The organism is Enterococcus sp. S53 (assembly GCF_016516865.1).
In the GTDB taxonomy this organism is placed as follows: domain Bacteria; phylum Bacillota; class Bacilli; order Lactobacillales; family Enterococcaceae; genus Enterococcus_D; species Enterococcus_D innesii.
Map to the genome: position 1 here is coordinate 170,410 of NZ_JACVUH010000002.1, position 14,288 is coordinate 184,697.

Sequence of the window (14,288 nt, forward strand, 5' to 3'; positions counted from 1 at the left end):
TTTTGGCTTATGCTTGAAAATAGGTTTTTGCCAGTTCTTGATAGAGCGCTTGGTTCTGCGGATCAGGAACAAATTTTTCATCTGGCTGATCTTGCCGCACAACAGAGCTTTTGTATAAATCATACAAGCCGAATATCGGTTCGTTTTCATCGGAAAGATAACAGGTCAGCCCCAACACATCCGCGGTCATTTGACCTAAAAGTTTTGTTTGAAAGAAACCACCACTTACAGTGACTGCCCCTTCCAACTGCGCCATTTGCTTTAATAAATCGATGTTCATCAGCATGCCTTCGATGACTGCCCGCAACATGTCTGAGCGATTGTGTTTCAGGGTCAAGCCAGAAAAGCCGCCTGTGATCTCATTTGTCCAAAAAGGTGCCCGCTCCCCGTTTAAATAGGGAAAAAAACGTAAGCCGTTGCTGCCGATCGGTGATTCCTCCATGACTTGCGGCAGATAATGATAAAACCCATCAGGATCTTCTGATAAGGTCTCTTTTGCCCAAGCAAGGACACAGCCACCATTGTTTGAAGGTGCCCCTACGACATAGAGGTCATCTTGCAGATAGTAGCAAAAATTTTGTTTTTGGCGATCAAAGACGGTGGTCTCACTTACTTTACGAACCGCCGCACTGGTTCCGATCGTCAAGCTGTTGCGGATCCCTGTAGAAATATAGCCAGCATATGCTGCTAAACACCCATCACTAGCCCCACACATCACTTCTACCTCAGGCTTCAAGCCACACCGCTGCGCCATCTCCTCGGTAATCAAAAAACGATCAGTCGGTGCACATAAAGGCGCTAATTGGGCTTTTGAAAGGGATAAATAATTGAGAATTTTTTGACTCCATTGCTTTTCTTTCAAAGAAAAAAGACCGGTCGCTGATGCGGTACTATAATCGATCCGTGCTTGTCCGGTAAACAACGCCATTGCTAGTTCTTTTAAGCCAAACCATTTCGTCTCTTTGGAATATGAACCATTTGTTTGGAAATAAGCCAGTTTCGCAAAGGGAGACATCGCATGGATCGGTGTCCCTGTCTCTTCATAAAACGTTGCCGCCAGATCCGTTTGACGAAAGGCCGTCATCGTTTGACTCGCTTGATTGTCTGACCAAATGTAAATCTCTTCTGCTGTCTCACCAGCCACTGGCATCAAACTGTGCATGGCGGTACTGAACCCGATCACTGTGATTGCCGCTTTTAATTGAGCGGGAATCGTTGTGACACCACTGATCAATTGGCTACTGATCTGGGTTGCTGATTGGGTCTGTTTTAACCCGTGGCTATGGGTTTTGATTGGTAATGACTGTGAGTAAATGATTTTCCGATCTTCAATGACCCCAAATTTTATGGCTGTTGTGCCGATATCAATCCCTAAAAACATCGCATTGCTCCCTCTCATCTGATTCAATTAGCTTTATTCTACCATAGTTAGTGGCATATTCTAGCATACCTGTCTGATCGTTTTGTTGAGAAGACGTTTCGTAGTGATTTTCTTCAGAGAATTATCCTTCCACAGCAAAAATAAAAAAAGAAAGATTCTTGGAGAATCTTCCTCTTTCCAGTTAGCCAATCAGCAAATGTTTCGCAAATGTGAAACAAATCAAGACAATCCTGGCCAGTAATCACCATTTTCCGAGACCAAATCATCGAGTAACTCTTTGGCTACTTTTGCGCTAGGAATCGTTTTGGAAAGGCTTAACGCTTGCCACATTTTTTGATAGCTCTTTTCCACATATGCTTCGACCACTAATTTTTCCACAGTCACCTGCTGGAACATGAGGGCTTGTTGGAAGGCAGGAATTTTTCCTTGAGCAAGAGCTTCTGGTCCATCAGAACCGACGATACATGGCACTTCCACCATGGCATCATCCGGGAAGTTCGCAATCGCGCCGTTGTTTTCCACAATCATCACCATTCGCTCATGCGTATTAAAAGCGATGGCGCGTGCCAAATCAACGATAAAGGTTGCATGGGCATCAATCTCAAAAGCGATCCCTTCAGCAGATCCTTGGGCAGTGATCTTTTTGGCATGATCGAACACTCGTTTTTCCCGTCCTTCCATCACTTCATTGGAACGCGTATACTCTGGATGTTCTTTCATGTGGTCGTAGACGTAATCTGGGTATAAATAATATTTCAAGTACGTATTTGGCAGATATTCTGGTGTGAGCGCCAGGAGGTCTTTGGCTTTTTTGTGGGTGTCTTGCCAACTTGGGTCTGTATGTTGGGTATCCACTTCGATCTGTGTCAAATAGCCGTGTTCTGCAACGTAGTCCCGAATGGTTTGAATGTACTCCGTGCCTTCTTTGTCTTTGACGCTGGTCCACCAGCCAAAATGATTCAAGCCAAAGTAGCGAACTTCTAACTCTTCTGGCTGCTTGCCAATGATTTGCGACATCCGACGCAACGTGCCCACGGGCATGTCACAGATATTCAGAACTTTTGATTTAGGACGCAAGACTCGACATGCTTCAGCTACGATTGCAGCTGGATTGGAATAATTCAGCATCCAACAATCGGGGGAATACTTTTCCATGTAATCAATGATCTCCAGCATACCAGTGATGCTGCGCATCCCATAAGCGATCCCTCCTGGTCCACAGGTTTCTTGGCCAAAGACGCCATGACGCAAGGGGACTTTTTCATCTTTTTCCCGCATATCATACTTTCCTACTCGGATATGCGCCATACAGAAATCGACATCGCTGAAGGCTTCTTCAGGATCCGTCGTAAACGAAAATTCGATTTGCGGTGCTTGTTCTTTTAATAAGATCGCTAGGGCTTCACCGAGGATCGCTTGGCGTGCTTCATCATTGTCGTATAGTTTCAGCTTTCTTAAAGGAAAGCGTTCTTGATTGTCAAGCAGCATCATAACGATTCCCGGGGTAAAGGTACTGCCGCCCCCTGCGATCACTACTGAAAAATTTTTCATCATTCAATCTCTCCTTCTCTTCCAAGATAGTTTTCTAATTCTTCCCGCACTTTCGGCACGGTCAACCCGTAAACGACATGGACATTTTCACCATTTTTGATCACGCCTTTGGCTTGTGTTTCGTCTTTTAGCAGCGCTTCATCCACGAGTTCAGGATCCTTTAGTTTTAAACGTAAGCGGGTATAGCAGTTGTCAATGGTTTTGATATTGTCATCGCCACCTAGCGCTTTGGTGATGATTGCTGAGATACTTGTTTCACTAGTTGGATTAGTGGCGGCTTGATCACTCGCCATGACCCCGACACCTGCTCCAGCAAGTTGTTTTTCTTTGTACTCTTTCTTCGAATACAGTTTGGTCTCTGTTCCATCTTCTTCACGCCCGACCGTTTTCAAGTTCAGTTTCGTGATCAAAAAGCGGAACAAGAAGTAATAAAGAAAGAAGAAGACGACCCCGACGATCAAGTATACCGGCCAGCGAGTCTTCTCGATCCCTAATGGCAAGTTGTACAAAAGAAAGTCGATGAAGCCATTCGGTCCGATGGCACGAGAACCAAAGAGATTTAACGCCACCATACTCAAGCCGCTAAGGGCAGAATGAATGACGAACAAAACAGGTGCCACGAACATAAAAGAAAATTCGATTGGTTCAGTCACACCTGCAATAAAGGAAGTAACGACAGCTGGAATCAAAATGGCTTTGACTTTGACTTTATTTTCTGGTTTTGCCGTTTGATACATCGCCAAACAAGCACCGATCAGTCCAAACATTTTTGAGATCCCACGAGCGTCCCAAATGACACTTTGCGATAATACGCGGACTGCTGGGTCAGCAATTTCCGCAAAATAAATATTCCGTGCCCCTTCAAAGACTTGACCGCCAACTTCTGCGACACCGCCTAATGAAGTATACAAAAACGGCGTATAGATCAAGTGATGCAAGCCAGTTGGAATCAATAAGCGTTCCAACATCCCGTACAAGAAGATGCCAAAGTTGCCCGTTTGTTGAATGATGCCGCCTAAACCGTCGATACCAGTTTGTATTACTGGCCATATAAACGTGGAAACGATGGCTAATAACACGACGACCGGAATCAAGACAATAAAGACGAAGCGCGCGCCGCCATAAACTTGAAAGGCATTGTTAAAGGTCGTATCGATAAAACGATTATGGATCAATGCTACGACGATCCCTAAAATGATACCCAGAAAGACCCCCATGTCCAACACTTGGATTCCTAAAACGATCGCTTGTCCTGAACCTTGAAGGGCATCGGCTGGAACCAACATCCCCCGAAGCTCCATGAATTTGTTCATGGCATTTAAGAAGACGAAATAACCTAACAACGCGGTAAATCCCGCTTCAGCCTTTTTCTTATTGGCTAACCCTAAAGCGATCCCAACACAAAAAATAATGCCTAAATTGGTTAAAATCGGTAATAAGGAAGCGGATAAGATACTACCAAAACCGGTGGTTATCGGATTATCCAAAAAGGGAAACTGCTCAAGCAAGCGGACATTCGTAAACACATTCCCAACGGCAATCAATATCCCTGCGATCGGCAAAATCAAAACGGGCACAAACATTGCCTTGGAGAATTTCTGCATCGCATCCATCACTTTTTCTTTCATTGAGGAAACTCCTTTGTAGTTGATTTGTAGGTTCATTATAGGAAACATTTGTTACTAATAGAATAGCAAACGTTTTCAATTCAATGCGTTTCAAAGATTGGAATGTGTTTCATCCTGTTTCCTTCCTTGCTAGTGGCGATTACCAGCAACAAAAAAAGAGTGAATCAAGATTGATCCACTCTTTTTAGATGCAACACTTTTTGATAGAAATACAAGGGCCCAGACAGACAAAACAGATAGAAGATACCTGGTGCTGATTGCCATGTGAAGAAATAGCCGATCGCTGCTAGGACTAAGATTCCGATCCCTTTATGGTAGTGCATCATCGTAAAGAAAAAACTACTACGAAAAAGGTCAAACAGTTTTTGCCGATCTTGCATTTTTGATTGCATCACATACAGGTTGATGTTGTAGGACAACAAAAAAGTAAGAAAAATGATGGTCAAAAAAGAGAAAAACAATGAATTCGTCAAAGCAGCAGAACGCCACAAGCTGAGTCCGCATAATAATGAGAAGAGATTGAAGACCCCTAGTGGCAGGGTCTTCAATAACGCACTTTTGCTATTTTTCAAAAAAGGGCTTAGCAGTTTTGCTTCAGGATGTTCGTAAGCATCGACCACCGCTCGCATAGCTGCTGGAAACGTGACGATCGGAAACGATACCACCAAAAACAAGAGATTCAATACCAGCATACGAAAAACGATTTCGCAAAGACGATAAAAACGACTCTCTAAAGCAAACATCACACACACACCTTTATTTTAATTTTTCAATATTTTCAGCGATTTTCTCATTTCGATAATCAACGATTGCTGACCAACCATTGTTTTCTCGTTCTTGTAAGTAATCTTCCCAAATCTGACGTCCCGCTTCTTCCGAGTCTGCCTGAATAAAGCTGACCAACGCTTGCACTCTTGCTGTGTTGATGGAAGTGAGATTTCTTGCTTCAGAACCGGTGCGAGGATCAATGTCTTCGATCTCAAAACGCGGCGCCAATTTGTCTTGCGACCATTCCACCATCTGCCGAATCGATGTTGCTGGTTTTTGTCCCATTTGAATGGCGTAATTGTCATTGCCAACGAACCAATAAGAACCTAAACCAATTTCCTTGTCAAAACGAGCTATGTCCGAATTTCTTAAGGCTTCTGTTTCTTCTGAGTATTCAACCACGCCATCTACGAGATTGTATGTTTCCCCTTCGATACCAAAGGTAGTGACCATCGTGCCATACTCACTTGCTAAATAGGTCAAAAGTTCCATGGCTTTTTGGGGTTCTTTTGTCGACGTCGTGATAAAGGTTTGTGTCCATCCACCAATATTTCCGCCAGTAAAAGTGGAATCATCGCCATTCGAATTTTTTGGACCATCGACGGCAATATAAGTTTGCTCAGGATTACGGGCATTATTATCAGACATAAACTCATTGAGTCCCTTCGTATTCGTATGCAGGTAAGCAAAATATCGCCCTTGTCCTAGTTTTTCTTTCATCGTGTTGTCATTGTCTGAAAACTGGTCGTTGGTGATGTATCCTTCATTGTGCGCTTTTCTAAAAGTCTCGATCCACGTGATATACTCCTCATCAGCATCTCGATCATTAAATTGCCCATCAACACTTGGTGCAATGCTTAGAAAATCTTGCAAAGTACCACCATAGGCGCCATCCCCGCCATTGGAAATATCTAGTGCAGTCGAAGCAAATGGGACTAGAGCTGCACCATCATCTGCCGTCGGAAATGCTTCTTTTGCCTGTTTTAATGCATCTAAAAATCCTTCTGGCGTCGACATATCGGGTTCCCCTAATGCTTCATAAATATCTTTGCGGACAATGAAAACTTGGTCTCCTACTACATTACCGTCCTCATAATCTTGTGCAGTCGTGGAAAAGCTTGGGTATCCATAAATGTTGCCATCTTCTAAAGTAAACCATTGAACAGATTCCGGCTTCGCTGCATGTTCTAAGAAGTAAGGGTCATATTTTTCTGCCAAAAGATTTAATGGCAAGGCAAATTTTGTCGCTTCATTTGCAGCAGACAGGTTTTTATCGAAGGTCATGATATCTGGAAGATCGCCACCAGCTAGCATCGTATTAAGGTTCTCGTCATTTCCTGAAATAAATTCGACATTGATATTCATATCTTCTTTGATTTTTCGCGTCACAGTATCTTTGCCCCAACCCGGCTGAGCATACCAATCAAAATTGACATACCATTTCAAAGTAGCTTCATGGTCGGTGTCCTTTTGCCAGCTAGGCGTGTCTTTATCTGCTTCAAAGCGGGCTTCTGGCAGATCTTCTACGACGGCGGCCCCTTTGGACTCATTATTGGAATTGCCGCAGGCTCCTAATACTATGGTTGACGTAAGTGCGAGACCGATCCCTAAAAATAATTTGCTTGCTTTCATTTTTTTCTCTCCTTTTGTCTATTCTTTTACTGATCCAAGAGTCATCCCTTGAATAAAGTACTTTTGTAAAAATGGATAGATCACGACGACAGGAACCGTCGTGACGACCATGGTTGCTAATTGCAATGACTGTGAAGTCGTATTTCTGACCACATTGGTTCCGGTCGCCACTGCGGGCGATAGATTTTCCGAAACGATCCGAAATAGCAGCATTTGTAAAGGATATAAGCTGCGATCATCAACGTAGATATTAGCCGTCATATAATCGTTCCACTGAAAGACCCCGTGAAATAATGCGATGGTTGCCAAAACTGGAAGGGACAATGGCAAAATGATTTTCACGAAAATAATAAAAGGATTGGCGCCATCCATCATGGCAGATTCTTCCAGCGAAAATGGAATGCTCCGGAAAAAATTCATCAGAATCACCATGTCGTAAAAAGAAAATAAGACAGGTATGATGTAGACCCAAAAATTATTTAACAAGCCCAGTTCCTTAAATAAGAGAAATGTGGGTATCATCCCTCCAGAAACGAACATCGTTAAAATCCCCATGTTCATATAAATTTTCCGTCCCATTAGGTTTCTACGACTCATCCCGTAGGCGACCATTGCCGTCAGTGCCGTATGCAACACAACACCAATCACAGTTTTTGCAACTGAGATGACAAAGGCTTTATAGATCGCAGAATCTTCAAAAACGGTGTAGTAACTTTCTAGTGAAAATTTCCGGGGCCAAAAGTAGATCCCCCCTCTTGCGGCATCGGTCGCATCATTGAAAGATAACGCGACGATATTCCACAAAGGCAAAGCAATGATGGCTAAAAAGAACACCATAAAAATCACATTGGCAACATTGAATATTTTCTCATCTTTTGAAAATGTTTGCTTCATACTTTCCCTCCTCTAAAAAACTGATTCATCACTGATTTTTTTGGTCAAAAGATGACTTCCTACCACGAGGATCAAAGAAACAACCGACACAAACAGGCCAACGGCGGTCGCATAGGAGAAGTCTCCTTGTTGTATCCCCATTTTATAGACGAATGAATTAATGACTTCACTGGACTGATAATTGACAGGATTTTGTAAGACGAGTGTTTGATCAAGGTTTGAACCCAATAACCCACCAACGGATAAAACAAACGTCAATGCGATAATATGGCGGATCGAAGGGATCGTGATCCGCGTGATCTGCTGAAATTTCGTGGCACCATCCATTCTCGCTGCTTCATAAAGAGCTGGATTGATCCCTGTCATAGCAGCAATGTATAAAATCGTATTCCAGCCAACTTCTTTCCAAATATCGGAAATGACTGCGATGGCCCAATATTTTTCTGGGTCAGTCAAGAAACGGATCGGTTCATCGATCACCCCAACACCTAGCAACAAATTATTGACCAATCCCGTATCAGATAACCACGTAATAAACATGCCACCTAAGATGACCCAAGACAGAAAATGGGGCAAATAAGAGACCGTTTGAACGACCTTCTTTAAACGAACATGAACGATTTCATTGATCAATACCGCTAAGCCAATCGCCGCTGGAAAACCAATCAGCAGTTTAAAAAAGCTGATGCCTAGTGTATTACTCATCACCGTCCAAAACATTGAATCACTAAAAAACTCTTGAAAATACTGGGTACCGACCCACTCCGCATTTGCGATCGAATCAAGAACCGAGTAATCTTTAAACGCGATGACGATCCCATATAGTGGGATAAAATTAAAAATGATCATCAAGAGAATACCTGGCCAAACCATCGCTTGATAAAAGCTTTGGCTTTTTAGTTTTTGCAAAAATGACCTTTTCTGTGGGGTTGCTTTTAGCATGACACCTTTTGATTCCATTTTTCCACCCTTTCTAAAACGCTTACTTTTTCACCCAAAGGAAATACATGCTTTCCTTTATTGGTTCATCAATTGATAGACCGCACCAATCATACCAGCATCATTTTTTAATTTTGCTCGTTGAATCGGTGCAATCGTGCGACCTTCTAAATAACCAATACTTTCATGGCGAGCTTTTAGCTGGCTCATGGTCTCTTCAAGCCTTGTCATGAAACCATCATTTTCACTGACCCCACCACCAACCAAAATCAGCTCGGGATCAAATGTACTGATCAAATTCAGTAAGCCCACTGATAAATCTTGGAAGAACTGTGAAATCACTTGATTCGCTACTACTTCTCCTTGTTCTCCTCGCTGGAAAATCTCGATTGCATCTTTGGGCAGATCACTTCGCCCTAGTTGCTGAAGTGCCAGTTGGTATTGATGGCAAAGCCCTCCCACGATGGCAGCTCGTTGGTTCAAGGAAACTGACTCTAGATTTCCCTGTTCAGGCAATGAGTCGATCAGCATCCACCCAAATTCCCCCGCCATACCATGGCTGCCGCGATAGAGCCGATTGTTGACGATGATCCCGCCCCCAATGCCTGTTCCCACAACGAGACAAAGATAGTTTTCACAGGTCTGTGCGTGCCCCAACCATTTTTCAGCAATCGCCGCCGCATTGGCATCATTTTCAACAATGACCGGCAGCTTAACACGTCCCTCTAATTCTAGCTTCAAGTTGATTCCATACAGGGATTTGATTGATCCTGCCGTGATCATCGTGCCATCTTTTTGGATAATGCCTGGTGCGCTAATACCGACACCTTCGATCACTGCATCTTGCTGCAGCGATTTGATCAATACTTCGATAGACTGCAAAAAATTTTCTTTTTCATGAATCGTTGGCATCTGTCCTTTCTTTACAATTTCACCAGTTCTCAAGATCACACCATATTTGATAGCCGTTCCTCCAACATCAATTCCAATAAACATCGCTTCACCCTCATTATTCATTTACTTGTTTTGTCGATTGATTAATACTCAATTCTCCTGGTAAAACGTAGGAGATACCAAATGCGTTTTCCTCAATCAATTCTACTAAATGTTTTACTGCCGTGATCCCTTGCTGTTGGATCGGATTTTTCACTGTGGTCAAGCGAGGAGTAAAATAGTCTAAAAGATCAATACCATCAAAACCAATCACGCTGAAATCATCAGGCACCCGCCACTTGGTTTCGTGGATCGCCTTGACTGTTCCGATCGCACTAAGATCATTCCCTGCCAAAAATGCTGTGGGCAAGTCTTTTTGCTCTAACAAAAACTGCTGCACGCTGGCTCTCGTCCGTTCTTCTTCAAAGAATCCCTGCAATTGATAATCCGAGCGCCAAGAGATGCCGGCTTCTTTTAATGCTTCGCAATACCCTCTTAAGCGTTCATCACTGTCATAAACACCAGCAATCCCACTGATAAAAACGATTTTTTTATGTCCTAGTGACAAGAGATACTTAGTAGCAGCTTTTCCTTTTTCGAAGGAATCAAATACCACACTACCAAAGTTCTTCTCTTGAATGTTTCGATCGATAAAGACGGCTTTGATTTGTTCTCTTTCCATCGCTGCCAAATCCTGCTCTGTTAAAAAATCTTCAAATCCAATAATGCCATCAACCATCCCCCCTAAAATACTATTGAAAACCACTCGTTTATCCGTGGATAAGAAGACGTTGACTGCATACCCATGCGTTTCTGCCTCTCTGGCAATCGCTTCAACTAATACGCTAAAGTAAGGTCCTTTAATGCTAGTGGTGTAAAAACCAAGCATCTTGGTTTTTGTGTTTTTCAATTGTTTGCCCATTAAATTGGGGACATAATGCAAACGTTGCGCGGCAGCCAGCACTCGTTCTTTCGTTGCTGGTCGAACAACATTGACACCGTTCAGTGCTTTAGAAACAGTCGCAATGGATACGTTTGCCTCCTTTGCCACTTCCCGAATCGTGATTCGATTTGTCAAATGATTCTCCCCTCCTGAACGATTTCTCTCAAAAATAAAAACGTTTTTATTTTGCTAAAAAAATCAACGACCACTCTAAGATTGGTCATCCGATAAACCAACTATATATAAAAACGTTTTCACCCACAATGGTTCTAGAACTAGTTGGCGCATGTACCAGCACCTTGAAACCTGTGCCATCGTGGTACAAGTTGTACCTACAAAAAAAAGCCTCGAAAGGCTTTTAAATCGTGAGCGTCCCAATCAACTTCGCTGAGGCAGCAGCAAAGCCAAGGTATAAAGAAATCGTACCAGGATCACTTTTTGCCGAGAAATCGGAATGAACATAAGCAAAATCCTCTGGTGTAACATAGAAGGAATGCTGCGTTTCTTCAGCAGCAGGAAGATTGATTTTTTGCCATTGCTTTAATTCTCTCATCGGTCGTGCCACTTCAGTAACATCGTCTCTGCTATACAATTGAAGTGTTGTGGTATGAGGACTGTCTCCCTCATTTTTCAGCGTACAAATGATCTCAAATGGTTTATTTTTTTCATCAGGGTGAACGATTTGTGTCTTGCTAATCTTGCATTGTCCATAACCTATTCCTGCGCCAAAAGAAAAGAGAGGATCGTTTTTTTCATCCATATAGCGCGAAATATATTTTTGATCACTATTCTCTTCTGTCAATGGCCGACCTGTTGAGAGTTGAGCATAGGTCATCGGCAACTGTCCTTCTGCTCGAGGAAAACTCATAGCTAAACGTCCTTGCGGTTCAGACTCGCCCATCAACAAATCTGCCAACGCATTACCGCCTTCTGATCCAGGGAACCAGGCAATTATGATGGCTTGACAAAGAGGCTCGATAGCGGTCAAAACCAGTGGTCTGCCACAGAAAAGAATCGTTGCGATCTTAGGATTGACCTGACTAACTGCTTCAACTAATGCTTCTTGCTTTCTTGATAAAGAAAGTTTGGTCAGACTTGCCGCTTCTCCCGCTTCCTCGCTAGTTTCCCCCATAGCCAATAAAACAACCTCAGCTTCTTTAGCAACTTTACACGCCTCATCAATAAAGGTGCTCGTCAGCATTTCCCCGTCAGGATATGATAAGACAGTTAAGTCAATTTCTTTTTGAGAAAGTCCCTCCGCTAAGGAGACCGCAGCCTCCGGTTTGCCGATCCACGACCAAGCCCCCAAAAGATCCTTCGAAGCTGCTTTGGGGCCGATCAATGCGACCTTTTGCTTTTTTTGCAACGGTAACAGTGCTTGGTTTTTCAGAAGAACCGTTGTTTTCTTTGCTGCTTCTCGTGAAAGCAGACGGGTTTCTTTTAGGAGTCTAGGTGCTAAGTTTTCCGGTATTAACCCTCTATAAGGGTCTTCAAACAGGCCTAGCTTGTTCTTTAAATGTAACACATGAAAAACCGCCTTATTCAACTGCTCATTCATAGCAGGATCTGCATCAATGATTTGTTCTAGTGCATTTAAATAGCAATCACTCATCATATCCATTTCGACACCTGCAGTAAAGGCTTTTTTCGCTGCTTCCGTTCGATCAGCAGCCACACGATGGGCCATCAATTCAGCCACAGCTGCCCAATCTGAGATGATCAAGCCATCGAACCCAAGCTTTTCTCGCAATACATCCTGCAGCAATGGTTGATTGGCTGTAGCTGGCACACCATGGATCGTGTTAAAAGAAGTCATGACCAATTCTGCACCAGCTTCAATTGCTGCCTGAAAAGCGGGCAGATAATTTTGGTAAAGCTCAAGATCAGACAAATCGACCGTATGATAATCCCGCCCACCTTCTGCAGCGCCATAGCCGACAAAGTGTTTGACACAAGCAGCAATTCGCTGTTTATTTTCTGCAAGGGAAGCAGTTCCTTGATACCCTCGTACATAAGCAGCCGTCAGCACCGCAGATAAGGTCGGATCTTCTCCATTACTCTCTAAAACCCTTCCCCAGCGCGGATCTTTGACATGATCCGCCATTGGTGAAAACGTGACATGGATACCCGCTTCTGCCGCTTCCTTTGCCGAGGCTTTTGCGACTTCTTCCACTAATTGCGCATCAAAGGAGGATGCTAAGGCCAGTGGAATTGGGAAAATCGTTTCATATCCATGGATAACGTCTGCCATAAAAATAAGGGGAATTTTTAACCGACTTTTCTCTAGGTAAGACGTTTGGATCGTGTAGACTTGTTCAGCAGTATGGGTTCCCAACACTGAACCAATCGTCCCTAATTGTTCTTCGCTCATTTGCCATTGCTGCATCGGACCGGTGATTTCTCCCCCTTGTGCAAAAAAATCTGGCGTTAGTTGAACCAATTGGCCCACTTTTTCAGCTAAGGTCATTCGGTCAATTAGTTTTTTTAGTTTTATGGTTTCCACTATTCTTCTCTCCAATCATTAGGCTCGCTTCTTTTTCTTGTCGAAATTGCCGGATTTGCGCCTTCTCGACAGAAGCAAGATGGTGTCTATTCCTTTCATTTAGTATAATTAAAAACGTTTTCAAAAATAGATTGTTTTTATACTTTGGTGCAACTCTTCGCAGAAAGGAAAAATCATCATCATGGTACAAGGTGTACCACAAATATGTATAGCACCAAATCTCCTGATACATTCGCCATTGTCTCGTCCACGTTTCTAATAAAAAAACAAACAGCCGGATCATCCCAACAAAGGAACTTCCTTTTGATGGAATGAAGCTGTTTGTTGATTTATGATTAAACATACAAAAAATCCGTTCCCTATTCTTCTGCTGTTAAAGAAAACTGACGAACCGTCTCCGACAACGCTTCCACTAAGAAAAGGCAAGGAATTTGTGTCGTCAAATCTTCATATTTGTTGATGCGTTTTACATCAACCGAATAGTCCAAGACGTAATCGGACATCCGTCCCAAGGTGCTGTTGGCGTTACTGGTGATCGCTACCGTGGTGAAGTCAGGATTGTTACGAAAGCCATTGACCACTTCAATGATCTCAGTGGTCGTTCCAGTAATTGAAAGGACAACGATCATATTGTCTGAAGTATGTTTCAGCTTCGCAAAGATTGGATAGGTATTATCCACCAAAGCATAACTATTAAATCCGATCGTAGCAAAACGGCGAGCAGCATATTCACACATTGAACCTGACGCACCGATGCCATAAAATATAATATTCTCACATACCAGCATTCTTTCAGCGATTCGCCGGATTTTTCCTTCGATGTCTCGCGGGAAGCGTTCCGGATCCAAAACGGTCATACTGCTAAAAAAACTGACCGCCTCTAACTCAGGTGCTTTGAACTGGGTACGAAATTCTGTAAAGCTCTCATACCCTAATTTACGGATAAAGCGCATAACAGAAGAAGCTGAGGTGTGGGATTCAAGCGCGATCTCACGGACCCGCATATAGGGAATTTTATCACTTTGGCTCGACATATAATGATAAATCGCACGATCGGTCTCTGATAACTCATTGAAATCGATTTTTCCAAAAAAAGACATAGTAAACGCTCCTATT

General features: G+C 43.1%; 11 protein-coding genes. All 11 read right to left on the reverse strand.

Translation table 11 applies throughout. The features are described 5' to 3' along the window. Positions 1 to 7: 7 nt before the first annotated feature. Positions 8 to 1,381 (reverse strand): gluconokinase, encoded by a 1,374-nt coding sequence (locus tag IAE45_RS03755; protein WP_233618937.1) that lies wholly within the window; start codon positions 1,379 to 1,381, stop codon positions 8 to 10. A 219-nt stretch (positions 1,382 to 1,600) separates the two neighbouring features. Then, positions 1,601 to 2,932, reverse strand: a complete 1,332-nt coding sequence (locus IAE45_RS03760; protein WP_077453863.1) for a 6-phospho-alpha-glucosidase — start codon at positions 2,930 to 2,932, stop codon at positions 1,601 to 1,603. Further along, the gene (locus IAE45_RS03765; RefSeq protein WP_081118500.1) at positions 2,932 to 4,560 is read right to left on the reverse strand and encodes a PTS transporter subunit EIIC; all 1,629 of its coding nucleotides are present in this window, start codon (positions 4,558 to 4,560) and stop codon (positions 2,932 to 2,934) included. Before IAE45_RS03765 ends, IAE45_RS03760 begins: the two co-directional genes overlap by 1 nt. A 164-nt stretch (positions 4,561 to 4,724) precedes the next feature. Continuing rightward, positions 4,725 to 5,303: a hypothetical protein gene (locus IAE45_RS03770; protein WP_081118499.1), complete on the reverse strand. Its 579-nt coding sequence runs from the start codon at positions 5,301 to 5,303 to the stop codon at positions 4,725 to 4,727. A 13-nt stretch (positions 5,304 to 5,316) separates the two neighbouring features. Then, complete coding sequence (locus tag IAE45_RS03775) at positions 5,317 to 6,960, reverse strand: ABC transporter (protein ID WP_200125036.1); 1,644 nt, start codon at positions 6,958 to 6,960, stop codon at positions 5,317 to 5,319. Positions 6,961 to 6,978: 18 nt separating this feature from the next. Continuing rightward, a complete protein-coding gene (locus tag IAE45_RS03780; protein WP_077453844.1) occupies positions 6,979 to 7,854 on the reverse strand; it encodes a carbohydrate ABC transporter permease in 876 nt (291 codons plus the stop codon). A 12-nt stretch (positions 7,855 to 7,866) separates the two neighbouring features. Next, positions 7,867 to 8,814 (reverse strand): ABC transporter permease, encoded by a 948-nt coding sequence (locus IAE45_RS03785; RefSeq protein ID WP_081118497.1) that lies wholly within the window; start codon positions 8,812 to 8,814, stop codon positions 7,867 to 7,869. A 57-nt stretch (positions 8,815 to 8,871) separates the two neighbouring features. Continuing rightward, positions 8,872 to 9,789, reverse strand: a complete 918-nt coding sequence (locus tag IAE45_RS03790) for an ROK family protein (RefSeq protein ID WP_232845359.1) — start codon at positions 9,787 to 9,789, stop codon at positions 8,872 to 8,874. A gap of 13 nt (positions 9,790 to 9,802) precedes the next feature. After that, positions 9,803 to 10,804 carry a LacI family DNA-binding transcriptional regulator gene (locus IAE45_RS03795; protein WP_200125038.1) on the reverse strand — a complete coding sequence of 334 codons (1,002 nt, stop codon included), beginning with the start codon at positions 10,802 to 10,804 and terminating at the stop codon, positions 9,803 to 9,805. 223 nt (positions 10,805 to 11,027) lie between these two features. After that, positions 11,028 to 13,172, reverse strand: coding sequence for a glycoside hydrolase family 3 N-terminal domain-containing protein (locus tag IAE45_RS03800; protein ID WP_200125039.1), 2,145 nt, complete (start codon positions 13,170 to 13,172; stop codon positions 11,028 to 11,030). 359 nt (positions 13,173 to 13,531) lie between these two features. After that, on the reverse strand, positions 13,532 to 14,272 hold the full coding sequence (locus tag IAE45_RS03805; protein WP_200125041.1) for a MurR/RpiR family transcriptional regulator: 741 nt from the start codon (positions 14,270 to 14,272) through the stop codon (positions 13,532 to 13,534). Positions 14,273 to 14,288 lie beyond the last annotated feature (16 nt).

Bases quoted from the DNA above. Each gene is read 5' to 3' on its own strand.
- IAE45_RS03755 (WP_233618937.1), bottom strand. From the start codon at position 1,381: ATGTTTTTAGGGATTGATATCGGCACAACAGCCATAAAATTTGGGGTC.
- IAE45_RS03760 (WP_077453863.1), bottom strand. From the start codon at position 2,932: ATGAAAAATTTTTCAGTAGTGATCGCAGGGGGCGGCAGTACCTTTACC.
- IAE45_RS03765 (WP_081118500.1), bottom strand. From the start codon at position 4,560: ATGAAAGAAAAAGTGATGGATGCGATGCAGAAATTCTCCAAGGCAATG.
- IAE45_RS03770 (WP_081118499.1), bottom strand. From the start codon at position 5,303: ATGTTTGCTTTAGAGAGTCGTTTTTATCGTCTTTGCGAAATCGTTTTT.
- IAE45_RS03775 (WP_200125036.1), bottom strand. From the start codon at position 6,960: ATGAAAGCAAGCAAATTATTTTTAGGGATCGGTCTCGCACTTACGTCA.
- IAE45_RS03780 (WP_077453844.1), bottom strand. From the start codon at position 7,854: ATGAAGCAAACATTTTCAAAAGATGAGAAAATATTCAATGTTGCCAAT.
- IAE45_RS03785 (WP_081118497.1), bottom strand. From the start codon at position 8,814: ATGGAATCAAAAGGTGTCATGCTAAAAGCAACCCCACAGAAAAGGTCA.
- IAE45_RS03790 (WP_232845359.1), bottom strand. From the start codon at position 9,789: ATGTTTATTGGAATTGATGTTGGAGGAACGGCTATCAAATATGGTGTG.
- IAE45_RS03805 (WP_200125041.1), bottom strand. From the start codon at position 14,272: ATGTCTTTTTTTGGAAAAATCGATTTCAATGAGTTATCAGAGACCGAT.